The sequence below is a fragment of the Actinocorallia herbida genome, from assembly GCF_003751225.1.
GTDB classification, from domain to species: Bacteria; Actinomycetota; Actinomycetes; order Streptosporangiales; family Streptosporangiaceae; genus Actinocorallia; species Actinocorallia herbida.
On record NZ_RJKE01000001.1, the window covers coordinates 4,576,274 to 4,600,550 of the forward strand.

Consider the following 24,277-nt stretch of genomic DNA (forward strand, 5'->3'; position numbering starts at 1 on the left):
GGCCTCAGCGGGCGGGTCAGGTCAGGTCAGGTAGGTGGTGAGCAGGCGGTGGAGGTTGCCGCCGAGGATCTTGTGGATGTCGGGCTCGGGCAGCTTGCGGGCGAGGAGTTCGGCGGTGAGCAGGGGCAGGCCCGAGGGTCCGGCGAGGCCGGGGAGGGTGGCCATGACGTCGAAGTCGACGGTGGCCGCGGGATCCTCGCAGCAGGGCGGGGTGAGGTCGGTGAAGACCTCGTGGACGAAGTCGGGGCCGAGGCCGACGTGGTCGACGCCCGCCACCGATGCGACGTGCTCGATGTGGTCGGCCAGCCGGGCGACGGTGTAGTCGGCCGGATCGGCGGCGAGGAAGCCCGGCAGGAAGTTCACGCAGACCACGCCGCCGGTGGCCGCGACGCCCCGGATCTGGTCATCGGTCAGATTGCGGTGGTGGTCGCGCAACGCGCGGGCGCTGGAGTGGGTGGCGAGCACCGGCCTGGACGCGAGCTCCAGGACGTGCGCCACCCCGCTCGCACCCAGGTGGGAGATGTCCAGCAGAACGCCGAGCCGCTCCATCTCGGCCACCGCCGCGACGCCCGCGGCGGTCAGCCGGCTCGCGGTCGCGTCCTCGCCGCTGCCGTCGGCGAGCGGGGTGCGTCCCCAGTGCGCCAGCGAGGCGATCCGGACGCCGAGCCGGTGCAGGGTCGGCAGGAGTTCGACGTTCGCGTCGAGCCCCGGCATGCTCTCCAGCGCCAGGACCAGCGCGATCTTCCCCTCGGTCAGCGCCGCGTCGATCTGCGGCCCGTCGAGGCAGAGCCGGACATCCTCGGCGTTCCCCTCGGCGATCACGTGCGCGCACTCGATCATCCGGAGCGTCTCGCGCAGCGCCCCCTCGGGCCTGAACCCGTCGTCGATGAACACCGGCAGCACCTGCAGGTCGACTCCGCCCGCGCGGAGCTGCGGCAGCCACCGCTCCCGGAAGAACGACGCCCACCGTGCGGGCGGACGGGCCACTACCGCCATCAGCAGGTCGTTGTGCGCGTCGGCCACGACCGCGTTCGCATGCAACTCAGCAGGCATGACCGGCACTGTAACCCGTCGGCGACGGAGGCTTCGTTACCGGGCGAGGTGCGGCAGGAGGAGGGCGGCGACCTGGGGGGCCGCCTCTTCGGGGATCCAGTGGTTGACGCCTTCGAGGGTGTGGAAGGCGTACGGGGCCGCCACGTGGCGGCGGGTGAGGGCGGCGGCCTTGGCGCCGAGGGCGGGGTCGCGGTCGCTGTGGATGTAGAGGGTGGGGACGGTGATGGTGCTTCTGGTGAGGCGGGAGGGGCCGTTGAAGGGCATGCCGCGGTACCAGTTGACGGCGGGGGTGGTGTTCGCCGGGTCGCGGAGATGGTCGACGTCGCGGAGGTTCATGCCCTTGGCCAGTCGTGACCGGACGGCCTCGGACGCGGCGAGGCCGCGCAGGACGCGCTCGGGCAGCCAGGGCAGCTGGAAGAAGAACATGTACCAGGACAGGAAGAACTGGCGGCTGGTGAACAGCGCGCGGACGAAGGCGATGGGGTGCGGGACCGAGAGCGCGGTCACCGTCGCGACGAGGTCGGGTCGTGCCGCGGCCAGCGACCAGGCGACCGCGGCGCCCCAGTCGTGGCCGACGACGTGCACCCGGCCTCCTCCAGCCGCCTCGATGAGGGCGACGACGTCCTCGACGAGCGCCGATATCCGGTAGGCGAAGCGTCCGCGCGGCCGCGCCCGCGGCGAGTACCCGCGCTGGTCCGGCGCCAGGGTCCGGTACCCGGCCGCGTGCAGGTGGGGGGCCAGGATCCTCCACGACCCGGACGTCTGCGGAAAACCGTGCAGCAGGACGACGACCTCCCCGTCCGCGGGCCCTTCGTCGACGACGTCAAAGACCAGCCCATCACGGGCGAACGAGACGATCCGACCAGAAGTCATCCATACACCGTACGACGCCGCGGTGGATCACCGGTTTCCGGGCCCTCCGCGGGCGCGTCTCAGGGGAGGTCCGCCGGGGCGGTCGCGAGGGCTCGGCGGGCGTCGGGGGTGTCCAGGGCTTCCAGGCCCCGGGCGGACCAGACGCGGATCAGGGGGTCGGAGTCTGCGAGATGGGCGGCGAGGAGGTCGAGGGTCGTGGGAGAGCGGGCCTCCGCGATGAGCTCGAGGAGGAGTCGGCGGAGTTCCGGGGAGGTCTCCGCGGTGAAGGCCTCGGCCAGCGGGGCGGCGTAGGAGTCGGCGTGTTCGAGGATGAAGTCGAAGCCCGACCGGCGGGCGGCCGGGTCCGGGTCGCGGAGGCGTGACAGGGCGCGGTCGAAGTGGCGCTGGGACATGGACAGCACGGTAGCCCGAACGGCCGACAGTCCGGTCGGGGACCCGTGGGTCTCAGGTCGTGATGACGGCCCGCGCCGGGCGCCCCGCGGACGGCCGGGCGGGCGCGCCGACGTTCCAGGCGGTTCAGCGGACCAGGGAGCGGCCGGTGGGGGCCAGCCGGAGCACCTCCACCCTCGCTCCCGCGATACCGGCCGTGGCCTCCTCCTTGACGACGGGGTGCGCCCGCACCGCGGCGAGGTGGGCGCGCGCGGCGGCCTCGCCCGGGTAGGAGGCGAGGACCGCGACGACGTTCTCACCGCTCCGCACGGGCAGCCGTGGGAAGGTGTTGGGCGCGTGCTCGGTGACGAGCACGGCGATGGGCGCGGGCCCGGTCTCGCCGAGCAAGGGTACGAGGCGGTCCCGGATCGCCGCGGCTCCCTCGGACTCCTGGACGGGGAACGACCAGACGACGATGGCGACGAACCCGTCCGGCGGCGCGGCCCCGGCCGGAGGCCGCACCGCGGAGGAGACTCCGAAACCCCCGGACACGGGGCGCAGGAGCAGCACGTCGTCGGAGTCGAGCATCGTGGCGTTCGCCCGGGGGCCGTGTTCGGCCCAGACGGGACCGCCGTAGAAGGCGGTCAGCGAGTCGCGCCGCGCCTCCATGTCAGGGAAGCCGCGCAGCCAGACGAACCGGTCGGGGTCGCCGAGGTCGCGGAACTGGCCGAGCACGCTCATCCCGGCGGCCTCCTGGGTCTCCACGAACTCCCGGTCGAACAGGTCGACGAGTTCGTCGCGCCGTCCTGGGCGCAGGGTGTAGCGGCGCAGTTCGATCACGGCGGGTGCGACGGGTACGGCGGCGGGCGCTCGCGCGGTCATGGCGGTCTCCTTCACGGTCTTCGATCGAGGACGGGGACCGACGGTACGAGCGCGGCGTGCCAGGATCTGTCAGGGTTCGTCGGGAGAATCGGTCCATGTCCACCGGTCGTCTTCTGTCGCTGCTCCTCCTGCTCCAGACACGCGGCCGCGTCTCCGCCCGGACGGCCGCCGCCGACCTCGGCGTCTCCGTGCGGACCGCCTACCGCGACTTCGCACGGCTCCAGGAGGCGGGGTTCCCCGTCTACGCGGAGCCCGGCAGGGGCGGCGGCCACCGGCTGGTCGACGGCTACCGCACCCGCCTGACGGGGCTGAGCGAGGATGAGGCGCGGGCGTTGTTCTTCGCCGGGCTGCCCGGCGCCGCGGCCGACGTGGGCCTGGCCGAGGAGGCCACGGCGGCCCGGCTGAAGCTGCTCACCGCGCTCCCGGCGGGCCCCCGCGCGGCCGCGGCGCGGACCGCCGAAGTGTTCCACCTCGACGCGCCCGGCTGGTACCGGGAGCCCGAGGAGACCCCGTTCCTGCCCGTGCTCGTCGCGGCGGTGCTCGACCGAACCGTGGTGGACGTGCGCTACCGCAGGTGGCGTACGCCGCAGGAGGTGCGACGCCGCCTTCGCCCCTACGGGCTGGTGCTCAAGTCGGGTGTCTGGTACCTCGTGGCCGCCACGCGAGACGGGGCCGCGACCTACCGGGTGGGCCAGGTGCTCGCCGCGACGCCGACGGGCGACCGGTTCGACCGACCACGGGACTTCGACCTCCGTGTGCACTGGGCCGCCTACCTCGCCGATTTCCAGGGCCGCCGCTTCACCGGCACGGCCACCGTCCGGCTGTCCCCGGCCGGGCTCCGGAGGCTGCCGGACAACCTGCCGCCGGAGGTCGTCAGGGCCGTGGAGGCCACCGCGACCGCCGTCGGCGAGGACGGGTGGGTCGAGGCGGTCATCCCGACCGAGGGCGTCGGGCACGCCTGCGGGGAACTGCTGCGGCTGGGCGCGGACGTCGTGGTGGTCGCCCCGCCCGAACTGCGCGCGGCGATGGCCGAGACCGTACGGACGCTCGCCGGGGCCTACGGCTGAGCGGGCGGGCCGCGGTCAGGGATCGAGGCGGGTGAGGCGGTGGGATTCCTCGAGGAGGAGGCGGCCCAGGGAGGGGAGGCGGTCGGGGCGGAAGCGGGGTTCGATGCCGGTGATGGTGAGGGCGTATTCGGGGGTTCCGGCGGCGGAGAAGACCGCGGCGGCCATGCCCCAGGAGCCTTCGACGACGAGGCCGGGGTTGACGGACCAGCCGTGCTCGCGAGTGGCGGCCAGCCGTTCGCGCACCGCGGGCTCCGCGTGTCCGGGGCCCCAGCGCACGGCCAGGTCGGCTCTGGCCAGGTAGTCGTCGATCTCGCGGTCGGGCAGGTACGCGAGGAGGGCGAGGCCGGCGGAGACGACGCCGAGGGGGAAGCGGGCGCCTTCGTAGAGGACGTAGGAGCGGATGGGGAAGTCTCCGTCCTCCCGGAGCAGGACGACGGTCTCATCGCCGCGGCGGACGGAGAAGAAGGCGCTCTCGCCGGTCTCCTTCGCCAGCCGGAGCACGCTGCGCCGGGCCTCCCGGGTGATCCCGTAGCGGGACGCGGCGGCCATGCCCAGGACGTAGGTCTCCGGTCCCAGGTGCCAGTGGCCCGTTCTGGCGTCCCGGTCGACCAGGCCCTCCGCCGCGAGGGACTCCAGCAGCCGGTGGGCCGTCGCGCGCGGCAGGCCCGTCTCGCGAGCCACGACCGTGGTGGTCGCGCCCTCGGCCGTGTGCCTGGACAGCTCGCGCAGCAGCGCGGCCGACCGCTGCACGACACCCGCGTCCTTCACGGTCCTTATCCTAGCGTCCACTGAGTGGACGTCTGGCCGGTGCGCCGTCTGCCAGGTGGGAGGATCTCGCTCGCTGATTGACGGTCAGTACAGCTCAGCGGGATAAATGGACCCGTCCACTGAACGGACGGTGATCCGGTCGGATCGCGTCCATCCTGAAGGGAGCGCGGATGTCGAAGCTGCGTGGCAGCGCGTCCGAGGCGCTGACCGGTGTCCTGCGCGACGGAATGGTCATCGCGGTCGGCGGATTCGGCCTCTCGGGGATCCCGAGCGACCTGATCGAGGCGGTCCGCGACTCAGGCGTGCGGGATCTGACGATCGTGTCCAACAACATGGGCGTCGACGGCAAGGGCCTCGGCCTGCTCCTGGAGAACAGGCAGGTCGTCAAGGCGATCTCCTCCTACGTCGGGGAGAACAAGCTGTTCGCCCGGCAGTACCTGGACGGGGAGCTCGACGTGGAGTTCTGCCCCCAGGGCACGCTCGCGGAGCGGCTGCGCGCAGGAGGGGCGGGCATCGCCGGCTTCTACACCCGCACCGGCGTGGGCACCGAGGTCGCGGAGGGCAAGCCGCACGAGGTGTTCGACGGGCACGTCCACATCCTGGAGCGCGGCATCGTCGCCGACCTCTCGCTGGTGCACGCCCGCGTCGCCGACGCCGAGGGCAACCTGCGCTACCGCCGCACCGCCCGGAACTTCAACCCGCCGGCCGCCGCGGCCGGGAGGGTCTGCGTCGTGCAGGCAGAGATCGTGGACCCCGGATTCCTCGACCCCGACGACGTCATGACGCCCGGCATCTACGTCGACCACGTCGTCCGCGCGTCGGACCGGCCCAAGGACATCGAGCAGCGCACGGTCCGGCCCCGCCCGGCCGCCGTGGGACAGGGGATCTGACATGGCCTGGACACGTGACGAGATGGCCGCCATCGCCGCGGGCGAACTGCGCGACGGCGACTACGTCAACCTCGGGATCGGCATCCCGACGCTGGTCGCGAACTTCCTCCCCGACGGGGTGCGGGTGCTGCTCCAGAGCGAGAACGGCCTGCTCGGGATGGGCGCCTTCCCCTACGAGGGCGAAGAGGACGCCGACCTGATCAACGCGGGCAAGCAGACCGTCACCACGGTGCCCGGCGCGTCCTTCTTCGACTCGGCCGAGAGCTTCGCGATGATCCGCGGCGGCCACGTCGACATCGCGATCCTCGGCGCCCTCCAGGTGAGCGCGTCGGGCGACCTGGCCAACTGGTCGGTCCCCGGCAAGATGGTCAAGGGCATGGGCGGCGCCATGGACCTCGTCGCGGGTACCCGCCGCGTCGTCGTCCTCACCGACCACGTCGCCAAGGACGGCACCCCCAAGATCGTCCAGACCTGCACCCTCCCCCTCACCGGCGTGGCCGTCGTCGACCGCGTCATCACCGACCTCGCCGTCCTCGACGTCACCCCCGACGCCCTCGTCCTGCGCCGCCTGGCCCCCGGCGTCGACCTCGACACCCTCCGCACCGCCACCGCCGCCCCCATCACCGACGGCCGCCCCCTCACCGGCTGACCGGTCAGCGGACTTCCGGGGGGAGGTCGACGCACAGGGTGCACTGGCAGTGGCGTCGGGCGGAGGCGTGCGCGGCGCGTTCGCCGGGGGTCAGGTCGGCCAGGGGGACGTGGGCGTCGTCGCCGAAGAGGCCGGATTCCTCGGCGATCCAGAGGCCGCGGCGGAGGACGACGAGGGCTCCGCCGGCGGTCAGGTCGGCGTAAGCCGGTGGGGAGCCTTCGAGGACGAGTCCGTGCTCCCCGGCCAGGTGGGTGAAGAGCGGCCAGCCCGCGCACAGCACGTGCTCGAACCAGTGCGCCCAGGCGTGGGCGGAGCGGCCGCAGCATCCGCCGGGGTCGCCGAACCACCACGACGCCGCGTCGCCGTCGACCGTGCGGCTCAGTTCCGCCCCCGCGTAGTAGGCGAGATCGCCGGCGGGGTCCAGCCCGACCTCCCGCCAGATCGCCTCGGTCGCCTTGTGGTGGACGGCCTCCGCCCACGCGTGCCTCGCCCCGTCGCCCGACAGCCGCACCGAGATCGCCCTAGCGCCCACGTCCCCGACCATCCCTTCCCTCGCACGCTCCTTCGCGCCCCGAAGCGCGGGCTTCCGGCGCGGATCTCCGCGCCGACGTTAGAGGCCGCCGCGCACGACCGGCAGGGTGCCCTGTCCCGAGCCGCCCGGGACAGGGTGGAATTGCGCTCAGTGGTGCTCAGGAAAGGAATTCGGGCGGTTCATTCCTGCGCTTTTGGAAAGGCCGGGGACGCGGCGCGTGAACCGCTAGGAGAATCTCACCCCTGGAGTACCATCCTGGTGGTTGCAGCTGGTGCGGTTGCGGGTGAATGCGGAATGCCGAAAGGACCGTCCGCATCGCGTGACCTTGCCGCCGAGCGCCACTGTCCAAGGGGGAGAAATTGCCGGATATCGCCATTTATGGCCTCGGTGAGATGGGTGCGGAGATCGCCCGGTGCCTGGTGCGCCGCGGGTCCGCGCTCGCCGCGTACGATCCGGTCGCCGATCCGGAGATCGTCTCGCCCGGGTTCCGTTGCGGCGGGTCGGTCGGCGAGGTCGCCGCGACGGCACCGGCGCACCTGGTCGTGGTCAAGCGGCTGCCCGACCTGGAGGCGCTGCTCTTCGCCGACGACGGTCTGGGCGCCCGCGCCATGCCGGGCTCCCTCATCGTGCTGCACACCACGGTCACCCCGCAGCTCGTGCTCGACCTGCGGCGCCGTGTCGCGGACCGCTACGGGCACACGCTCGTCGACGCCGCGCTCAGCCGCCGCGACGGAAAGATCAGCGAGGGCTCGCTGTCGTTGCTCGTCGGCGGCACGGACGCCGACCTGGCCGTCTCCCGGCCGGTGCTGGAGACCTACGCCGACAACGTCGTGCACGTCGGGGCGCCCGGGGCGGGGATGGCCGCCAAGCTCTGCAACAACTGGCTGCTCTACAGCAACCGGCACGCGGCCCTGCAGGCGCTCGAAGCGGGCCGGTCGATGGGCCTCGACGTCGACGTGCTGCGCGGGGCGCTGGCCGCCTCCACCGGATCGAGCTGGGCCCTGCTGCACTACTCGGATCTCGACGCGGCGATCCTCGACGGCCGGGGCGCGCCGGCCGTCGTGCGCGACCGCACGGCCGCGGAGCTGGGCATGGTGCGGGAGATGACGACCGCCGCGGGCGCGGTGCCGACCACCTTGGAAGAGACCTTCGCCCTGCTCGACACCATGCGGCCGGCGGAGGCGACCGCCGAGGTCGGTCTGAGCGGCCGGGGATAGGCCCATGCGGTGTCGGATCCTTGAGGACGGGGAGCTGGACGCCCTGACCCGCGAGCTGCCCGTCCAGGTGTGGAACTCCCTCGCGGCGTCCCGGCTCTACGGGAGCACCCTCGACCTGGTCTGCCTCTCCCGGCAGGGCAAGGCCGTCGGCACCTGGGTCTGTCCCCTCGACGGTCAGGACCCGGTCTTCGCACGGCGCGCGTTCCGTCTGCTGCCCTACGCCTCCCCCTGGGTCGACCCGGAGCTGCACCCGAGCGCGCGGCACCGGGTGGTCATGGCGATGGCCGCCACCCTGATGGAGCGCGCCGACGCCGTCGAGCTGCCCATGGATCCGCGGTTCGGCGAGGTCGCCGCGCTGCTCGAAGCGGGTGCCGACGTCCTGTGCCGGCACACCCGCGTGCTCGACACCACCGACGGCGCCGCCGTCCGCTCCGGTTACCTGCCGACCGTGCACAACCACATCCGCGCGGCGGCCGTCCGCCACACGGTCGAGCGGGTGCCGCCGGAACGGTTCGACTTCGCGCGGGCGATCGTGGGCCAGCCCGCGGAGGCCGTCGCCGCACGCCGCAGGTCCGGCCTGGAGGTCGACCGGGATCACCCGACGCTGTGCCTTTCCGCGGTCGACGGCGACGGGGTCTGCCGCGGCCAGGTGTTCGTCCTGCGCTCGGCGGCCACCGCGATCCTCCTGCACTCCTGGTTCGACCGCGACGGCACGCGCGGGGTGCCCAGCCTGCTCGTCGACGCGGCGATCAGCGGGTCCGCGGCGGAGCTTTCGGCCCTGAGCTTCGATTTCGAGGGCAGCGTGATCCCCGGCATCGACCGGTTCATGGCGGGGTTCGGCGCCCGCGCCGCGGCGTACCCGCAGGTGCGGTGGCAGCGGTCCGCGCGGTCCGAGGCGGAGCTCGGATGACGGGCGCGGAGCGGACGGCCCCCGCGTCCGCACGCACGGGAACGATCCAAGTGGCGGCGTTGGAAGACCTCTCGCCCGCCCGGGTCCAGCGCTGGCAGGACGCGTACGAGCGGACGGGCGTGCGGGTGCAGCAGTCGCCCGCCTACGCGCGTGCCCTGAGCGCGGCGGGGAGCCGGATCCTCGTGGCGACGGGCGACGACGTGGTCGCCGCGTTCACCCGCGGTCCGGCGATGTGCTCGGCCGTCGGGGCCGACGAGCCGCTTCTCGGCACGACGGAGCCGTGCGCCGCGCGGCTGGTGCCGGTGGTCGCGGCGGTCCGGCGGGCCACCGGCCTGCCGGTGTACCTGCCGCTGGTGGACGACCGGTACGCGGAGGTGTCCGGGCACGGTGAGTTCGCGTGCTGGGACCGGCCGCCGAACTCGCTGATCGACTGGACCCGGCAGGGCCTGGACCTGCGGGACCGGGTCCGCGAGCGCGGCACCTCGCAGCCGGACCGCAAGCGCCGCCTCGTCGAACGCGACGGGCTGGTGCTGGACCACGGGACGACGGGCGAGGCCGCCGCGCGGGACATGCTCGCCGTCGACGACCGGTCGTGGAAGGCAGCGCGCGGCCAGAGCATGCGCGAGCGCGGTGACCAGGCGGCGCTCTACGGCGGGCTGGTGCGCGACGGCGTCGTCGGCGTCACGTTCCTGCGCGACGGCGGCGCTCCCGTCGCGTTCCGGCTCGACTCCCGCGCGGGCGACCGGCTGACCTGCCTCAAGTGGTCCTACGACGAGTCCTACCGGCGCTACTCCCCCGGCCTCTACCTGCTCACCGAGGGCCTGGTCCGGCAGTGGGGCGACCGCGGGCTGCGCGTGGTCGACCTGTTCGGCGGCCCCGACACCGTCAAGGACCTGCTGCACACCCACCGGGTCCCCCGGATCGACGTCTGGTGCGGCGACCCGGAACTCGGCGCCGCGCAGGCCCGCGACCGGCGCGCGCTGGACGAGCGGACCGGACGGGCCCGTGACGGCGGAAGGGGGCTGCGCCATGCCTTCGAGTGAGCACCCGGGAGCGGTGGAGCTGGCGCGCCGGTTCGGCCAGCCCGACGTGGTCTTCACCGCCTCGGGCTCCGCCGCCCTCGAGGTCGCCTTCGAGGTGCTCGGGGTCGGCGCGGGCGACGAGGTCGTCGTCCCCGACCTCGGCTGCCCTTCGATCGCGGCCGCGGTCGTCCGCCGGGGCGCCGTGCCGGTGTTCGTGGGCGTCGGCCCTGCGCTGACGCTGAGCCCGGACGACGTGGCGGCCGCGCTGTCCGCGCGGACCCGGGCGGTCGTGGCCGCGCACCACTACGGCCTGCCGTGCGACGTGCGCGGCATCGTCGACACGCTGCCCCCGGGCATCACCGTGATCGAGGACGTGGCCCAGACCTGGGGCACCCTGGCGCGGGGGCGGATCTCGGGTTCCGTGGGCACGCTCGCCGTGACGTCGTTCGGGTCGTCGAAGCCGGTGTCGCTGGGCGGCGGTGGTGCGCTGCTGGGGCCGCCCGGCGTGCTGCGCGGGGCCGTCTCCCACGGTGACGTAAGGGACAGGCGATCGCCTCGGCCCTCGTCTCCGGCGCGCCTGCCCGTCCGGCTGCTCGACGACCTGCCCGCCGCGATCGCGGCCGCCGACCGGCGGCTCGCCGCGCGGCGGGCCGCGGTCGCCGCGTTCCTCGACAGCGACCTCTCCGCGCACTTCCGCCTGCCGCCGCGGCCGCCGGACAGCAGCGCGGGGTGGACCCGGGTGCCGCTGTACCCCGTGGGGCCCGGGTCGGCGGCGCAGGTACCGCGGCTGCGGCGGACGCTCGGCGGCGTGCAGCCGATGCACCCGGTGCCTCCCTCGGGGCTCCCCATGTTCCAGGACTTCGCCAAACGGGTGGTCCGCGGTCCCGGTAGACCGGCCGACCCCTTCCTCGTCAAGATCGGATGAGCCGACGCCATGACCTTCGTGAACCCGCACCAGTTCTTCGACCTGTCGCGCGAAGAACCCGACTCGCTGACCTGCCTGCGGTCGGTCCTGCGCGACGGGCAGCTGTTCCGTTACGTGGAGACCGAACGGGAGTCCCTCAACAGCCTCGTCGAGGCCCGCTTCGCCGAGCACTTCGGTAAGGAGGCGGCGACCGCGGTCGCCAACGGGACCGTGGGCCTGCGGCTCGCCCTGCGCGCGCTGGGCGTGGGTCCCGGCGACCGCGTGCTGGTCAGCGCCTACTCGTTCATCGCGTGCGCCATGGCGATCGCCTCCGTCGGCGCGGTGCCGATCCCGATGGACCTGGTCGAGCCGCTGACGGACAGCACCGATCTGCTGGTGGCCCCGCCGTTCCCCGTCGCGGCGGTGATGCTGGTGCACGTCCAGGGGCACTCCGTGGCGGTGCGCGGGATGCGCGACCTGTGCGACCGGCTGGGCGTGCCGCTGATCGAGGACGTGAGCCAGGCGCTCGGCGCGGGCACCCTGCACGGCGTCGCCGGCACGCTCGGGGACGTCGCGGTCACCAGCTTCCAGCAGTCCAAGCAGGTGTCCTCGGGTGAGGGCGGCCTGGTCGCCGGCCGGGCGGACCTGGTCGAGAAGGTGTACCGGATGGCCGACCTGGGCGCGGTGCGCGGCGCGGGCGGGCTGCCCGACTGGGACGACGAGCGCGCCGTCCTCGGGGACAACCTGCGGATGACCGAGTTGCAGGCGGCACTGGTCATGGACCAGGCGCGGATGCTCGACGACACGATCTCCCGGCAGCGGGCCCACCGCGCGCGGCTGCGGGAGCTGCTCGGCGCCGACGTCGCCCCGGCCGTCATCGACAGCGAGGCCCCGGACCGGGACGCGGCCACGCACACCCTGCTGCTGGCGCGCGACGCGATGAGCGCGCAGCGGTTCTGCGCCGCGCTCCGCGCGGAGCAGGTGCTGGCCCGCGTGGTCTGGCGGAAGACCTTCCCCGAATTCGGGGTGTTCCGGCGCGACGAGGGGCTGCGCAAGCACCTCGCCGCGCTGCCGGGGCCGAAGACGGCGGAGGAGCTGGCCCCGCGGATCCTCAGTGTGCCGTCGTCGAAGTACGTGACCGAGGCCGGACTGGCCGCGGTCGCCGAGGCCGTCCGCGCCAACCGGGGCCTGCTGGCCGAGAGCGCGCGGAACGGGGCGTCGTGACCGCGCGGGTGGCCGTGCTGGCCACGGCGTTCGGCTTCGGCCCGGCGGCCAAGGCCTGGAGCGTCGGCCGGGCGCTGACCGCCGGGCACGGCGTGGACGTGCGCTACTTCGGGTCCGGCTGCGCGCTGGACTTCTTCGCCGCGCAGGGCCTGTGCCCCGACGGACCGGCCGGCCCGGTTCCGGAGCACGACCCGGAGTTCCCGGCGGGATACGACGCGGTGGTCAACGTGCTGGCGCCGGAGCTGATCCCGTCGCCGGAGGTCGCCGCGCTGACCCACTACGTCGACAGCCTCGGGTTCCTGTGGCAGCCGGCCGACGTGCCGCCGGACAGTCCGCTGCGCCGGGTGCGCGCCTACTACGCCCAGGACCTCTTCGGCAGTGCCGAGAACCTGGCCCGGCTCGGGATGCCCGACGTCACCCCGGTCTCGGGGATCGTGGCCGAGACCGGGGTGCCGCCCGCCCGCCCCGGCCGCGACGGGTCACGTGCGGTGGTGCACCTCGGCGGCCTGGGCAACCCGGCGGGCACCGGTTCCGCGCGGGCGTACCTGCCCCTGGTCGAACGACTGCTGGTCGAGCTGCGCGAAGGCCCCCATGCGCTGACCGTGGCGATGAACCGGGCCATCGACGGGCTGTCGCTGACCACCGACGTACCGGTCGAGCACCTCTCCGGTGCGGACTTCCGCACCGCCGTGGCCGACTGCGCCGTGGTGTTCAGCTCGCCGGGCCTGACCACGCTGGTCGAGACGTCGCAGGCCGGCCGGGCCTACGTCCCCCTTCCCCCGCAGAACTGGAGCCAGGTCGTCATCAGCGAGCGGATGGCCGCACGGTCCGGCCTGGAGATCTGGCCGTTCCTGTCCGCCAGGTACCGCCGGATCGACGAACGCGCCGACGAGATGGGCAAGGCCGCCGAGGTGCGCGAGATCAACCGCGACCTGGCGGCCGACCCGGACTTCGCGGCGGAGTACGGAGTCCTCGCGCTCCGTGCCGCAGAAGCGGCCGAGGCGCCCGCCGTGGGCGCTCCGTTCACAGGTGCGCGCGAGATCGCCGCCGCGGTCGCCGCCGACCTGGGCGCTCGAGACGACCTACTACGAGGGTGAGGGCACGGATGCAGACCCACAACGGGCTCGACGCGGCACTGCGGTCCATCGCGGACGAGCTGACGGTCGTGCGCGACTGGCACCAGGTGTCCCGGTCACTGGAACAGGGCAGGTTCGCCACGGTCTTCGGCTCGGCCCGCACGGAACGCGGCGCGCCGTCCTACGAGATGGCCCGGGAGCTCGGCGAGGCGCTCGCCGAACGCGGCTGGGCGGTGGTGACCGGCGGGGGGCCGGGCATCATGCAGGCGGCACGGGACGGCAGCGGCGACACCCGTTCGCGGTCGGTGCGGATCGAGATCCCGGGCGAGGAGCCGGAGACGGTCCTCGACCGCACCCGGGCGATCACCGTCGCCACCTTCGCCCTGCGCAAGCTGCTGCTCATCCACGACATCGACGCGCTGTTCGTCTTCCCCGGCGGTGTCGGCACCTTCGACGAGCTCTTCGAGGTGCTGGTGCAGCAGGACACCGGCAGGCTGCGCCGCATTCCCGTGGTGCTGGTGGAGCCGGAGGGCGGACGCCTGTGGGACGCGTGGCTGCGCTTCATGGACGAGCACCTGATGCAGAGCGGCCTGGCCAGCCCGTCGGTGCTGGCGAACCTGAGGTCGGCGAAGTCCGTCGATGCGGCGCTGGCCGCCGTGGCCGAGCCGGCCGGGCGGGCCCTGGCGGAGATGGACGGACGGGCTTGAGGACGACGGCGACCGGGAGCAGCGGGAGGAAGGCGAGATCATGTGCGGCATCGGCGGCGTACTGACCATCGGCGGCGGAGAGGCGAGCGGCGCGAACTCCGCCCTGTTCGAGCACGCGCTGGGGCACCGCGGCAGGTCGGGGCGCGGTTCCTACACCGGCGGGCGGATCTCGATGCACTGCGCCCGGCACGCCGTCATCGCCCTGGCGGAGGCCGAGCAGCCGCTCCACGACGCCACCGGCGGGTTCGTCATGGTGGGCAACGGCGAGGTGCTCAACCACCGCGACCTCATCCCGCGGCTCACCCCCGAGCGGCGTGACCGCCTGCGCCCGGGGGACCTCCAGGTCGCGCTGGAGCTGTTCGCCGCGCACGGTCCCGCGGCGTTCGAGGACCTGCGCGGTCCGTTCGCGCTCGCGGTGTGGGACCGGGCGCGGGAGCGGCTCACCCTGGTCAGGGACCGGCTCGGGGAACGTCCGCTCTACTACTTCGACGACGGCGCGGAGTTCGTGTTCGCCTCCGAGGTCCGGTGCCTGGAGGCCGTGCTGCGCGGTCGGCTCACGCACGACGACACGAGCCTGCTGACGTTCCTCGGACTGGGCCGCTGCACCGGTGCGCGGACCATGTACCGGGAGATCAAGGCCCTGCCCCCGGGCGAGGTGCTCCGGGTGGACCTGCGGGACGGCGCCCGCGCCCGGCGGCGGCTCTCCCCCGTCTCCGGCCTGCGTGACGGACTCGCCGACCCGCCCGGCGACGCGGAGGTACTGGACCTGCTGGACCAGGCATGCCGCCGGGTGCTGGTCGCCGACCGCCCGCTGGCGGTGGGCTTCTCCGGCGGCATCGACTCCACGGTCGTCCTCAAGGCGGCGATGGACCGGACCGACGTCGCCGCGGTCATCACCGTGTTCTCCGCCGCCGACCCGGACGAGGACGAGAACCTGCGCCGTGCCCGCGCCGTGGCGCGCCTGCTGGGGGTCGAGGTGACGGAGGTCCCCTTCGCCCTCCCGTCCTTCGACGCGACGCTGGACGTGCTGCACACGACGCTCGACCAGCCCTGCGCCGAACCGCTGGTGCTGCACAACGACGCCCTGCACACCGCCGCCGGGGCGCACGCCGGGGTGCTGCTCGGCGGACACGGCGCCGACGAGGTGTTCGGCGGCTACGCCCGCTACCCGGTCCTGCTGGCCGACGGCGGGCGGTCCGCCACACGGGCGTGGATGGCGGCGTCGCCGTGGGAGCGGTGGAACCGCGCCGCCGGGTGGCCGCGGCTCGTCGCGGAGCTCGTCAGCCCGGAGTTCGCGGCGGCCGTGGACCTGCCGGAGGACGCGCTGGACCGGCCCGTTCCCTACGGAAGCGCCGAGGACACCGACCCCGTGCTGTTCGGGCAGGCGCTCGACCTGTTCCGGCTCATGGCCTACGACAACTTCCGCGCGACCGACGAGAACGGCATCGTCCGCGGGGTGGAGGTGCGCTCCCCGTTCTTCGACCTCGACCTGATCGCCGGCGCGTTCGCGCGGCCCGTCGGCCGGCGGGTCGACGCCGCGAACCCGAAGGGCCTGCTGAAGCGGAGGTTCGAGGGGACGCCGCTGGCTCCTGCCTTCGGCGCACGTAAAGTCGGGTTCGACGATCATTTCCCCTATCCCGCCTGGATTTCTGGGAACCTGCCGCATTTCTCGGAAATGATCGCGGAGGGCCCGCTGGTGAAGATGGGCCTGCTGCGCGACGGAGTGGTGCCCCGATTGTCCGAACTCGACTGGCGATCGCAATGGCGGCTGTTCGCCCTTTCCGCATGGTTGACGCGGTGATCAGCGAGCCCGGAACGCGACGGGCCACTGCGCTAGGATCGGCCGCGAGCGCGCCGGATCGCCATTCCCTTGATGATTCGAATCCCTTGACGACACGAACGGGTGATGTCGTGAGCCGATCGTTCGCCGTACTGATCCGCGGCCTTCCGGGGACGGGGAAGACGACGACGGCCGCCCTGCTGCGGGATGCGCTCAACCCCTCGGTGCGCGTGTCCAACGACTCCGTGCGCTACATGGCGCAACCCCGGGACTTCACCGCCTTCACCCTGGAGGCGTCCGAGCGGGCGTGCCTGGACCTCGCGATCTCCTACTGCGACAGCGGCTTCCTGCCCATCCTCGACGGCGTCTACGAGGACGTCGACTTCCTGGAGGGCCAGGCCCTGCGCCTCGAACGGCGGGGGTGCAAGCTCATCGTCGTCTCCCTGGCCGCCGAGATGGCCGACCTCGTGGAGCGCAACGATCTCCGTGACCCGCTCCAGCGGATGGACGAGACCCGGCTCCACCGGCTCCACGCCGGCTACCGGACGACCGGCTACGCCCTGCCGATCCGGGGCAAGCTCCCCGAGGAGGTCTGCGACGACCTCCTCGACATCATCGAGCGGGAGCGGCCCGCGGAGGAGGAGGCCCCGATCGGCGCCGACGAGGTCGACCTGCTGTTCATGCGGCACGGCGCCCCCGACTATCCGGCCGGGGTCTATCCGGATCCGTTCACCCTGGGTCTGTCGGCGCGTGGTCGCGCCGAGGCCAGGGCCGCGCGGCCCGCGATCCGGCGGTTCGCGCCGGACGTCGTCCTCGGCTCGGACTTCGCGCGGGCGGTGGAGACCGCCGAGCTCGCCACCGCGGGCCTCGAGCTGAAGACCGAGACCACCGAGGCGCTCCGGGAGCGCGTGTTCCACCAGCTGGTCGGCCGGGAGGTCGCCGCCGTTCTCGCCGAGATGGGCGAGGACGGCCGGCACGTCATGGGCGGGAACAGCGACCTGGTGGAACTGCCCGGCGACGAGTCGTACGCCGACGCGCGTGAACGGGTGCGCGACTTCTTCGACGGCCTGCCCGCGCGGTACGGCGGCAAGCGGATCCTCGTCGTGGCGCATGGGGGGCCGCACCAGTGGCTGGTGGAGCGGGCGCTCGGCGTCGACCTCCGAGGGGTGCGCCGGTACCGCTGGGGCACCGGGTGCTTCAGCCGGTTCACGCTCTCCCCCCGGGAGACCCGGCTCGAGGCGATGAACCTCCCCCCCGGCGCGGTGGTGTCCGGCCTGGACCTGGGCGCCGTGTAGTACTCGCCGCACCTCTCGATCCCGACCCCCTCGATGCCGGTCCCCCTGATCCCGAGCCGCGGCGCCCCCGGACCGCACAGGCTCCGACCGAGGACGATCATGGAATCTTGGGAGTCGCGGACCCGCCCGGCGTGGTTCCGGGAAGAGTTCGAGCAGCACCGGAGTTCGAGGGGCGCTCCCCTGCGCCTCGTCTACATACCCACCCACCGCGACTGCCCGGAGGTGCTGGGGGCCGTCGTGGCCGAGGTGCTGACCGCGCGGGAACGCTCCACCGACGAGTTCCGGCTCCTGCTGATCGACGACCGGCCCGCCGCGCTGGCGGAGGAGAACCGCCGGGCCGCCGAGCGCGCCGCCGAGGAAGCCCGCCAGGTCGTCACCTGGCTGGGGACCGACGCCTGGGCCGAGTTCGTCGCCGGGCTGGTGGCGCGCGCCGGGCTGTCGGACGCGGAGTCCGCGGAAGCCCGCGAGGCGCTCCTCAAGCCCACCGGTTCCTACGCAGGAGGCATGAACAAGGCCGCCCTGGTCGCCGCCCGCCTGGGTTCGGCGACCCTGCACCGGCGCGACAGCGATGAGTTCCCCGCCTACGACGCGGTCTCCGGCGCCGGCACGTTGGAGGTCGAGATCGCGATGCTGGGCACCGCCCTGCCGACCGGCTCCGGCGGGCACGCTGCGCCGTTCATGGTCGGTTCGAGCGTCGACGGCGAGCCGACGAAGGACCACCGCGACCTCGAGGAGGCGGGCGCGCGCTTCGGCGCCGAACTCGAAGCGCTCAGCCGCAGGCGCCGCGCGCCCGGTGAGGAGCGGGCGGCCGTCGTCGGGGGCGATATCGCGGTCGGGGCGGGGCTGCGCGTGGAACGGGACCTCGTCGGCCGGACCCAAGTGGGGGTGTCCGCCTCTCGGGAGGTGCACCACTGGATCCCGGAGATGCCCGCGGTGGGCGTGCTGGGCACCGACCACTTCCAGAAGGGCCTGCTCTACCAGCTCGGGCTGCCGGTGTACTGGCACCCGCTGCGCGCCTACCACCGGTACGAGCCGTGGCGCGCCGACCAGGCCGACCCGGAGCAGCTCGCCCGGTACGCGGTCTCGGAACTGCGCCACGCGGTCCTGCGGCACTACTGGAAGACCGCGAACGAGGTCATCGCCGGGATCGGGCCCGGCCTCTTCACCGGGAACGGGGCGTTCAGGTCGGATCTGTGCGCCGACGCGTTCACCGGGGCCCTCATCGCGGACCTCGGGCCCGCCGAGGCCGTCGCGGACGCGTTCGTGGACGTCTACACCAGGGCGGCGGACGCGGCCGCCGGCGCCGCCGCCGAGCGGCTGCGGATCCGGGTGAAGGCGTTGCGGGAGGAGCGCCCGCGGGCGGTCGGGTACGTGCGCGAGGCGATCTTGGAGTTCGCCCGGTTGACGCGGTTGTGGCCCCGCCTCGTCGGCGGGGCGCGCTCCCTGGGCGCGGTCGCGCGCCCCGGTCGGTAGTGTTGCCGGGAAACCCGACTGTATCGATGGAGAACCTGATCTCGCATGGGGCATGTGGAAGTCGCGCACGTCGATTACTTTCTGCCCGACGGGCGGATGCTGCTCAACGACGTGTCGTTCCGCGTCGGGGAGGGCAGCGCGTGCGCGCTCGTCGGCGCCAACGGGGCGGGCAAGACGACGCTGCTCCGGCTGGTCTCGGGTGAGATCCAGCCCGACGGCGGTTCGGTGACCATCAGCGGCGGGCTCGGCGTGATGCCGCAGTTCGTCGGGTCCGTCCGCGACGATCGCACGGTGCGGGACCTGCTGGTGTCGGTGGCCCCGCCCGCCCTGCGCGTCGCGGCCTCCGCCGTCGACGCCGCCGAGCTGGCGCTGATGGAGCGCGACGACGAGGCCGCGCAGATGGCCTACGCGCAGGCGCTCAGCGACTGGGGCGAGGTCGGCGGCTACGACGCCGAGGTCACCTGGGACATCTGCACGATGGCGGCGCTCCACACGCCCTACGAGCAGGCCCAGTGGCGGGCGGTGCGCACGCTGTCCGGCGGCGAGCAGAAGCGGCTGGTGCTGGAGGCGCTGCTGCGCGGCGCCGACGGCGTCCTGCTGCTCGACGAGCCGGACAACTATCTCGACGTCCCCGGCAAGCTGTGGCTGGAGGAGCGGCTTCGGGAGACCCGCAAGACCGTGCTGTTCGTCTCGCACGACCGCGAGCTGCTGGACCGCGCGGCGGAGAAGATCATCAGCGTCGATCCGGGCCCCGCGGGCAGCCATGTCTGGGTGCACGGCGGCAGGTTCGGCACCTACCATGAGGCGCGTGCGCAGCGGTTCGCCCGGTTCGAGGAGCTGCGCCGCCGCTGGGACGAGCAGCACGCCCAGCTCAAGAAGCTCGTGGTCGACATGCGCCAGTACGCCAAGCGCAGCGACGAGATGGCCTCCCGCTACCACGCCGCGCAGACCCGGCTGCGCCGGTTCGAGGAGGCGGGCCCGCCCGACGCGCCCCCGCGCGAGCAGAAGATCACCATGCGACTGCGCGGCGGCCGCACGGGGATCCGGGCCGTCACGTGCGCGAACCTGGAGCTGCGCGGCCTGATGAAGCCCTTCGACCTCGAGGTCTTCTACGGCGAGCGGGTCGCGGTGCTGGGCTCGAACGGCTCCGGCAAGTCCCACTTCCTGCGCCTGCTGGCCGGCGACGACGTCGCGCACGACGGGCTGTGGAAGCTCGGCGCCCGGGTCGTGCCGGGGCACTTCGCCCAGACGCACGCCCACCCCGAGCTGTTCGGGCGCACCCTCGTCGACATCCTGTGGGCCGATCACGCGAAGGCCCGCGGCGCGGCCATGAACGTGCTGCGCCGCTACGAACTCGACGGCGAGGGCGACCAGCCGTTCGAGAAGCTCTCCGGCGGCCAGCAGGCCCGGTTCCAGATCCTGCTCCTGGAGATCGGCGGAGCCACGCTCCTGCTGCTCGACGAGCCGACCGACAACCTCGACCTCGCCTCCGCCGAAGCGCTCCAGCAGGCCCTGGAGGCCTACGAGGGGACCACGCTGGCGGTCACGCACGACCGATGGTTCGCCCGGTCCTTCGACCGCTACCTGGTCTTCGGCTCTGACGGCAAGGTGCGCGAGACGTCCGATCCGGTCTGGGACGAGCGCCCCGTCGAACGCGAGCGGTAGCGCCTCAGGGCCTGCGGCGGGCGTGGTAGATCCGCCGGTGGGGCGACCGGTCGGCGCCGTAGCCGTGGTCGACGCCGGTGACGTCGAAACCCGCCCGGTCCAGTTCCGCGTCGAGGTCGAGGACGCGCAGGAACGCCCACCGCTCCTCCACCGCCAGCAGGACCGCGCCGTCCTCGGTGCGGAACGACTTCTCGAGCAGGACGTGGTCGGGCAGCACGCCGCACCGTTCCCACTCCACGACGGTCTCCCCCACCTCGGGGCAGGGCGCGCTGAGCGCGATCCGCCAGTCGGCGGCCGTCCGGGTGTCGAAGCTCCCGCTCACGTCGAGGTACAGCGGCGCGCCCGGGTCGAGGACGCGGGCGGCCTCGGCGAGCGCCCGCCCCCGGTCGTGCCCGGTGCGCAGCAGTTGCAGCGTGGAGTAGGGGACGATCGCGCCGCCGAACCCTCCGCGCAGCGGCATCGCGCGCATGTCGCCGCAGACGGGCGTCAGCCCGGGGACCGCGGGCATGCGGCGGAGCCGGGCCGCGCTGAGGTCGAGCGCGGTGACGGTCCGCGCGCGGTGCCGGGCGAGCGGCACCGCGACGCGGCCGGTTCCGGCGCCGACCACGAGCAGGCTGTCGACGCCACCGGTCATCCCGGCCCAGTAGGCGAGGTCGGCGCTTTGCGCGCTCAGGCGGTGCGTGTTGTGCCAGTCGTAGAGCAGCGCCTCGAGCTCGGTGCCGGGGCCGTCGGCCCGGTCGGGGCGAGGCGGCGCATCCGAACGTCGTCCGTTCATGGAAGATCATCCAACCAGGTGAGAGCCTTCGCACGGCCACGCCGGGCCACTGCGCGGGCGCGGATCCGGTCCGTGCATCATCCCGGCGAGTCCGGGGCAGGAAGATCAACGGCCTGCGGCGTCGACCGCTTGACCGGCGTCGAGAGAATCTCGGCAAGAACGTTCCACAGCCCGATCCCGCCGGGTGGAGGCAGCTCTAGGGAGGGGTGATGACGGGGACCGTCGGGGAGAAGTCGGTGCGGAGGGAAGCGGTGCTGCTGGCGCTGCGGCTGTATCTCGGGGAGCTGCGGCGGCAGTGGCCGAGGGCGCTGCCGGGGCTGACGCTGCCGGCGATCGGCAATGTCTGCCTGTTCTATCTCGCGCCGCTGTTCGTGGCGGGGATCGTCGGACGGTCGGCCGCGGACCGGGAGAGCTCCGCGGGCGACCTGGTGCCGTACGTGCTGGGGTTCGGCGCGGTGCTGCTCGCCGGAGAGGCGCTGTGGCGGTTCGGGTTCCACTTCCTCAGCCGGGTCGACGCCGAGGGGATCGAACGGCTCGGCATGACGGGGATGGACGTGCTGCTGGCCAAGGACCCGGCGTTCTTCCAGGACTCGTTCGCCGGATCGCTGACCAAGCGGATCCTGGGGTTCTCCGGAAGGTTCGAGGAGTTCAACGACACGTTCTCCTTCTCGATCATGGCCAACGTCATCCCGCTGGCGTTCGCCTCGATGGTGCTGTGGCGCTATGACCCGCTGCTGGTACTGGTGCTCGTCGGCCTCATCGTCGTCACCGCCGCGATGGTGGCGCCGTTCATCCGGCGGCGGCAGGCCCTGGTGGACGCCCGTGAGGCGGCCAAGGTACGGGTGTCGGGACATGTCTCCGACGTGGTGGCCAACATGGAGACCGTCCGGGCCTTCGCGGCCGAGGAGAGGGAGGCCGCCGAGTACCGGGGACGGCTGATCGAGCAGCGCCGCCTGTCGCTGCGGTCCTGGGACTACGCGAACCGCCGGGTCGACACCACCGTGTCCGTCATGTCGGTGCTCACCAGCACGGTCGGGCTGCTCCTCGCGGTGGCGCTGCGCGGCGGGCTCGGGGTCGAGACCATCGTGGTGACCTTCGCCTACTTCACCAGCGCGACCCGGATCATGTTCGAGTTCAACCAGGTGTTCCGGCGGCTGGAGAGCACCCTCACCGAGGCCGCCCAGTTCACCGAGCTGCTGCTGGCGCCGCCCACCGTCCTCGACGCCGAGGACCCCCAGCCGCTGCGCCCCGCCGACACCACCGTCCGCTTCGAACGGGTCAGCTTCGCGCACCGCGGCGCGGACCCGCTGTTCGACGGCCTCGAACTGGAGATCCCGAGCGGGACCAGGATCGGGCTGGTGGGCCGGTCCGGCGGCGGCAAGACCACGCTGACCCGCCTGCTGCTCCGTCTCATGGACGTCGAGGGCGGCCGCATCCTCATCGGCGGCCAGGACATCACCCGGATCCGCCAGCGCGACCTGCGCGGCCTCATCGCCTACGTCCCGCAGGAACCCGCCATGTTCCACCGCTCCGTCCGGGACAACATCGCCTTCGCCCGCCCCGACGCCACCGACGCCGACATCCTGCGGGCCGCGCGGGCCGCGCACGTCACCGAGTTCACCGACCCGCTCCCCGACGGATGGCACACCGTCGTCGGCGAGCGGGGCGTCAAGCTCTCCGGAGGCCAGCGCCAGCGGGTCGCCCTCGCCCGCGCCATCCTCCGCGACGCGCCCGTCCTCCTCCTCGACGAGGCGACCAGCGCCCTGGACTCCGAAAGCGAAGTCCTCATCCAGGAGGCGCTCTGGAACCTCATGCGGGACCGGACCGCCCTCGTCGTCGCCCACCGGCTCAGCACCGTCGTCCGGATGGACCGCCTGGTCGTCCTCGACCGCGGCCGCATCATCGAACAGGGCTCCCACCACGAGCTCCTCGACACGGGCGGCCCCTACTCCCGCCTCTGGCACCACCAGTCCGGCGGCTTCCTCACCGAGAACGACGACGACGTCCCGGCCCCGTCCTCATCCTGAACCCCGTCCCGCCGTGCCGCCCGGTCACGGTGCGGCTCGGCGGAGGGGGCGGAAGAAGGCGGTGAGAGGTCGGCGGAGAGGAGGTAGTGGACGGGGGTGCCGTCGAGGTCGGCGAAGCGCGACGGCAGCGCGTTGAGCGCGGCCTCGTGAGCCCGCCAGTCGTAGCCGTCCGCCCAGTACGCGACGAGACGGCGCAGCTCGGACGGATCGGTGCCGGCCTCCCCGCCGTCGACGGGCCAGGGCGTCGCCCACCGGGTGGCCCGCAACCGAGCGCGCAGGTCGGCCGGTTCGGCTTCACCAACGGCGATCAGGGGTGCGAACTCGGGCATGGTCTCTCCTTGAAGTGCCTCGGGCCGGTTCGGCCCCGTCGCGAGCAGCGCCGTGGTGGACGGCCCGCGGTGGGTCACCAGGGGAGGGGGCCGTGGGCGGAAAGGAGGGCTCCGGTGGGGCCGTCCGGGCCGATGAGGGCCATCCTGACGATGATCTCCGCGCCCTCCTCGACGGTCTGGAAGCCGGTGTTGTCGTTGAGGTCGGTCTTGGTGTAGCCGGGTTCCACGGCGTTGATCCGCATCTCCGGGAACGCCTTCGCGAACTGGACCGTGATCATGTTCACGGCGGCCTTCGACGCCGGGTAGGCGACGCCCGGGTAGGCGTAGGACGGGGTGCCGGGGGTGGTCGCGCCCGTCAGGGAGGAGAGGCCGCTGCTGAGGTTGACCACGACCGGGGCGGGCGAGCGCTGCAGGAGCGGGAGGAAGGCGTGCAGGACACGGACCATGCCGAACACGTTGGTGTCGAAGGTCTCCCGCATCATCTCGCCGGTCACGTCGGCCGCGCCGATGACGCCCCCGTCGGGGGCGCGGCCCTCGATGCCCGCGTTGTTGATCAGGACGTCGAGGCGGTGTCCATCGGCCTCGACCCGCCGGGCCGCGGCGAGAACGGACGCCTCGTCGGTGACGTCCATGACGAGCAGCCGCGCCCCGAGGCGGTCGGCGGCCTGGCGGCCCCGCTCGGGATCGCGGACCCCGACGTAGACGGTGTGCCCCTCGGCGACGAGACGGCGTGCGGTCTCGTATCCGAGGCCCTTGTTCGCCCCGGTGATCAGTGTCGTCGTCATGTACC

General features: G+C 73.3%; 24 protein-coding genes. 15 read left to right on the forward strand and 9 right to left on the reverse strand.

Annotation, left to right across the window (positions count from 1 at the left end; all coding sequences use genetic code 11):
* Positions 1 to 21: 21 nt before the first annotated feature.
* The 4 genes from EDD29_RS21170 to EDD29_RS21185 form a co-directional block, all read right to left on the reverse strand.
* Positions 22 to 1,053: a dipeptidase gene (locus EDD29_RS21170; protein WP_123666085.1), complete on the reverse strand. Its 1,032-nt coding sequence runs from the start codon at positions 1,051 to 1,053 to the stop codon at positions 22 to 24.
* Between the two features lie 36 nt (positions 1,054 to 1,089).
* A complete protein-coding gene (locus EDD29_RS21175; protein WP_123666086.1) occupies positions 1,090 to 1,926 on the reverse strand; it encodes an alpha/beta fold hydrolase in 837 nt (278 codons plus the stop codon).
* Between the two features lie 59 nt (positions 1,927 to 1,985).
* Positions 1,986 to 2,318: a HEAT repeat domain-containing protein gene (locus tag EDD29_RS21180; RefSeq protein ID WP_123666087.1), complete on the reverse strand. Its 333-nt coding sequence runs from the start codon at positions 2,316 to 2,318 to the stop codon at positions 1,986 to 1,988.
* A gap of 124 nt (positions 2,319 to 2,442) precedes the next feature.
* Positions 2,443 to 3,177, reverse strand: coding sequence for an NIPSNAP family protein (locus EDD29_RS21185; protein ID WP_123666088.1), 735 nt, complete (start codon positions 3,175 to 3,177; stop codon positions 2,443 to 2,445).
* Between the two features lie 95 nt (positions 3,178 to 3,272).
* Between EDD29_RS21185 and EDD29_RS21190 the strand changes: the two genes are divergently transcribed.
* Positions 3,273 to 4,244, forward strand: a complete 972-nt coding sequence (locus EDD29_RS21190) for a helix-turn-helix transcriptional regulator (RefSeq protein WP_123666089.1) — start codon at positions 3,273 to 3,275, stop codon at positions 4,242 to 4,244.
* 15 nt (positions 4,245 to 4,259) lie between these two features.
* Here EDD29_RS21190 and EDD29_RS21195 read toward each other — a convergent pair whose 3' ends face one another.
* Entirely contained in the window at positions 4,260 to 5,012 is a 753-nt protein-coding gene (locus tag EDD29_RS21195) for an IclR family transcriptional regulator (RefSeq protein ID WP_211359819.1), read from the reverse strand.
* Positions 5,013 to 5,182: 170 nt separating this feature from the next.
* Between EDD29_RS21195 and EDD29_RS21200 the strand changes: the two genes are divergently transcribed.
* Positions 5,183 to 5,902 carry a CoA transferase subunit A gene (locus EDD29_RS21200; RefSeq protein WP_123666090.1) on the forward strand — a complete coding sequence of 240 codons (720 nt, stop codon included), beginning with the start codon at positions 5,183 to 5,185 and terminating at the stop codon, positions 5,900 to 5,902.
* Between the two features lies 1 nt (position 5,903).
* On the forward strand, positions 5,904 to 6,551 hold the full coding sequence (locus tag EDD29_RS21205) for a CoA transferase subunit B (RefSeq protein WP_123666091.1): 648 nt from the start codon (positions 5,904 to 5,906) through the stop codon (positions 6,549 to 6,551).
* Between the two features lie 4 nt (positions 6,552 to 6,555).
* Here the strand turns inward: EDD29_RS21205 and EDD29_RS21210 are convergent, their stop codons facing one another.
* Positions 6,556 to 7,083, reverse strand: a complete 528-nt coding sequence (locus EDD29_RS21210) for a hypothetical protein (protein WP_148086036.1) — start codon at positions 7,081 to 7,083, stop codon at positions 6,556 to 6,558.
* Positions 7,084 to 7,442: 359 nt separating this feature from the next.
* Here EDD29_RS21210 and EDD29_RS21215 point away from each other — a divergent pair, with 359 nt between their 5' ends.
* From EDD29_RS21215 to EDD29_RS21265, 11 genes are all read left to right on the forward strand, one after another.
* On the forward strand, positions 7,443 to 8,300 hold the full coding sequence (locus EDD29_RS21215; RefSeq protein ID WP_281280913.1) for an NAD(P)-dependent oxidoreductase: 858 nt from the start codon (positions 7,443 to 7,445) through the stop codon (positions 8,298 to 8,300).
* Positions 8,301 to 8,304: 4 nt separating this feature from the next.
* Entirely contained in the window at positions 8,305 to 9,210 is a 906-nt protein-coding gene (locus tag EDD29_RS21220) for a hypothetical protein (RefSeq protein WP_123666094.1), read from the forward strand.
* A gap of 50 nt (positions 9,211 to 9,260) precedes the next feature.
* Positions 9,261 to 10,253, forward strand: a complete 993-nt coding sequence (locus EDD29_RS21225; RefSeq protein WP_170201492.1) for a GNAT family N-acetyltransferase — start codon at positions 9,261 to 9,263, stop codon at positions 10,251 to 10,253.
* On the forward strand, positions 10,240 to 11,157 hold the full coding sequence (locus EDD29_RS21230; RefSeq protein WP_123666096.1) for a DegT/DnrJ/EryC1/StrS family aminotransferase: 918 nt from the start codon (positions 10,240 to 10,242) through the stop codon (positions 11,155 to 11,157). The genes EDD29_RS21225 and EDD29_RS21230 overlap by 14 nt, the downstream gene beginning before the upstream one ends.
* Before the next feature lie 9 nt (positions 11,158 to 11,166).
* Complete coding sequence (locus EDD29_RS21235; protein WP_123666097.1) at positions 11,167 to 12,360, forward strand: DegT/DnrJ/EryC1/StrS family aminotransferase; 1,194 nt, start codon at positions 11,167 to 11,169, stop codon at positions 12,358 to 12,360.
* Positions 12,357 to 13,457, forward strand: coding sequence for a hypothetical protein (locus EDD29_RS21240; RefSeq protein WP_123666098.1), 1,101 nt, complete (start codon positions 12,357 to 12,359; stop codon positions 13,455 to 13,457). Before EDD29_RS21235 ends, EDD29_RS21240 begins: the two co-directional genes overlap by 4 nt.
* 8 nt (positions 13,458 to 13,465) lie before the next feature.
* Entirely contained in the window at positions 13,466 to 14,143 is a 678-nt protein-coding gene (locus EDD29_RS21245; protein WP_123666099.1) for an LOG family protein, read from the forward strand.
* Positions 14,076 to 15,944, forward strand: coding sequence for an asparagine synthetase B family protein (locus EDD29_RS21250; protein WP_123666100.1), 1,869 nt, complete (start codon positions 14,076 to 14,078; stop codon positions 15,942 to 15,944). Before EDD29_RS21245 ends, EDD29_RS21250 begins: the two co-directional genes overlap by 68 nt.
* 110 nt (positions 15,945 to 16,054) lie before the next feature.
* Complete coding sequence (locus EDD29_RS21255; protein WP_170201493.1) at positions 16,055 to 17,218, forward strand: histidine phosphatase family protein; 1,164 nt, start codon at positions 16,055 to 16,057, stop codon at positions 17,216 to 17,218.
* Between the two features lie 99 nt (positions 17,219 to 17,317).
* On the forward strand, positions 17,318 to 18,691 hold the full coding sequence (locus tag EDD29_RS21260; protein WP_123666102.1) for a DUF6271 family protein: 1,374 nt from the start codon (positions 17,318 to 17,320) through the stop codon (positions 18,689 to 18,691).
* A 45-nt stretch (positions 18,692 to 18,736) separates the two neighbouring features.
* Positions 18,737 to 20,356, forward strand: coding sequence for an ABC-F family ATP-binding cassette domain-containing protein (locus EDD29_RS21265; RefSeq protein ID WP_123666103.1), 1,620 nt, complete (start codon positions 18,737 to 18,739; stop codon positions 20,354 to 20,356).
* A gap of 4 nt (positions 20,357 to 20,360) precedes the next feature.
* Here the strand turns inward: EDD29_RS21265 and EDD29_RS21270 are convergent, their stop codons facing one another.
* Positions 20,361 to 21,131 (reverse strand): class I SAM-dependent methyltransferase, encoded by a 771-nt coding sequence (locus EDD29_RS21270; RefSeq protein ID WP_123666104.1) that lies wholly within the window; start codon positions 21,129 to 21,131, stop codon positions 20,361 to 20,363.
* A 209-nt stretch (positions 21,132 to 21,340) separates the two neighbouring features.
* Here EDD29_RS21270 and EDD29_RS21275 point away from each other — a divergent pair, with 209 nt between their 5' ends.
* The gene (locus EDD29_RS21275; protein WP_123666105.1) at positions 21,341 to 23,158 is read left to right on the forward strand and encodes an ABC transporter ATP-binding protein; all 1,818 of its coding nucleotides are present in this window, start codon (positions 21,341 to 21,343) and stop codon (positions 23,156 to 23,158) included.
* Here the strand turns inward: EDD29_RS21275 and EDD29_RS47030 are convergent.
* Together EDD29_RS47030 and EDD29_RS21285 are read right to left on the reverse strand one after the other, a co-directional pair.
* Positions 23,077 to 23,487: an epoxide hydrolase N-terminal domain-containing protein gene (locus EDD29_RS47030; protein WP_123666106.1), complete on the reverse strand. Its 411-nt coding sequence runs from the start codon at positions 23,485 to 23,487 to the stop codon at positions 23,077 to 23,079. The two genes, EDD29_RS21275 and EDD29_RS47030, sit on opposite strands and share 82 nt — an antisense overlap.
* A gap of 74 nt (positions 23,488 to 23,561) precedes the next feature.
* On the reverse strand, positions 23,562 to 24,272 hold the full coding sequence (locus tag EDD29_RS21285) for an SDR family NAD(P)-dependent oxidoreductase (protein WP_123666107.1): 711 nt from the start codon (positions 24,270 to 24,272) through the stop codon (positions 23,562 to 23,564).
* Positions 24,273 to 24,277: the final 5 nt, after the last annotated feature.

What these genes read in the sequence shown, in the direction of transcription:
- EDD29_RS21265 (WP_123666103.1), top strand. Translation starts at nt 18,737, where the DNA reads ATGGGGCATGTGGAAGTCGCGCACGTCGATTACTTTCTGCCCGACGGG.
- EDD29_RS21220 (WP_123666094.1), top strand. Translation starts at nt 8,305, where the DNA reads ATGCGGTGTCGGATCCTTGAGGACGGGGAGCTGGACGCCCTGACCCGC.
- EDD29_RS21270 (WP_123666104.1), bottom strand. Translation starts at nt 21,131, where the DNA reads ATGAACGGACGACGTTCGGATGCGCCGCCTCGCCCCGACCGGGCCGAC.
- EDD29_RS21175 (WP_123666086.1), bottom strand. Translation starts at nt 1,926, where the DNA reads ATGACTTCTGGTCGGATCGTCTCGTTCGCCCGTGATGGGCTGGTCTTT.
- EDD29_RS21190 (WP_123666089.1), top strand. Translation starts at nt 3,273, where the DNA reads ATGTCCACCGGTCGTCTTCTGTCGCTGCTCCTCCTGCTCCAGACACGC.
- EDD29_RS21180 (WP_123666087.1), bottom strand. Translation starts at nt 2,318, where the DNA reads ATGTCCCAGCGCCACTTCGACCGCGCCCTGTCACGCCTCCGCGACCCG.
- EDD29_RS21235 (WP_123666097.1), top strand. Translation starts at nt 11,167, where the DNA reads ATGACCTTCGTGAACCCGCACCAGTTCTTCGACCTGTCGCGCGAAGAA.
- EDD29_RS21275 (WP_123666105.1), top strand. Translation starts at nt 21,341, where the DNA reads ATGACGGGGACCGTCGGGGAGAAGTCGGTGCGGAGGGAAGCGGTGCTG.
- EDD29_RS21245 (WP_123666099.1), top strand. Translation starts at nt 13,466, where the DNA reads ATGCAGACCCACAACGGGCTCGACGCGGCACTGCGGTCCATCGCGGAC.
- EDD29_RS47030 (WP_123666106.1), bottom strand. Translation starts at nt 23,487, where the DNA reads ATGCCCGAGTTCGCACCCCTGATCGCCGTTGGTGAAGCCGAACCGGCC.
- EDD29_RS21205 (WP_123666091.1), top strand. Translation starts at nt 5,904, where the DNA reads ATGGCCTGGACACGTGACGAGATGGCCGCCATCGCCGCGGGCGAACTG.
- EDD29_RS21285 (WP_123666107.1), bottom strand. Translation starts at nt 24,272, where the DNA reads ATGACGACGACACTGATCACCGGGGCGAACAAGGGCCTCGGATACGAG.
- EDD29_RS21185 (WP_123666088.1), bottom strand. Translation starts at nt 3,177, where the DNA reads ATGACCGCGCGAGCGCCCGCCGCCGTACCCGTCGCACCCGCCGTGATC.
- EDD29_RS21260 (WP_123666102.1), top strand. Translation starts at nt 17,318, where the DNA reads ATGGAATCTTGGGAGTCGCGGACCCGCCCGGCGTGGTTCCGGGAAGAG.
- EDD29_RS21200 (WP_123666090.1), top strand. Translation starts at nt 5,183, where the DNA reads ATGTCGAAGCTGCGTGGCAGCGCGTCCGAGGCGCTGACCGGTGTCCTG.
- EDD29_RS21230 (WP_123666096.1), top strand. Translation starts at nt 10,240, where the DNA reads ATGCCTTCGAGTGAGCACCCGGGAGCGGTGGAGCTGGCGCGCCGGTTC.
- EDD29_RS21250 (WP_123666100.1), top strand. Translation starts at nt 14,076, where the DNA reads ATGCGGCGCTGGCCGCCGTGGCCGAGCCGGCCGGGCGGGCCCTGGCGG.
- EDD29_RS21170 (WP_123666085.1), bottom strand. Translation starts at nt 1,053, where the DNA reads ATGCCTGCTGAGTTGCATGCGAACGCGGTCGTGGCCGACGCGCACAAC.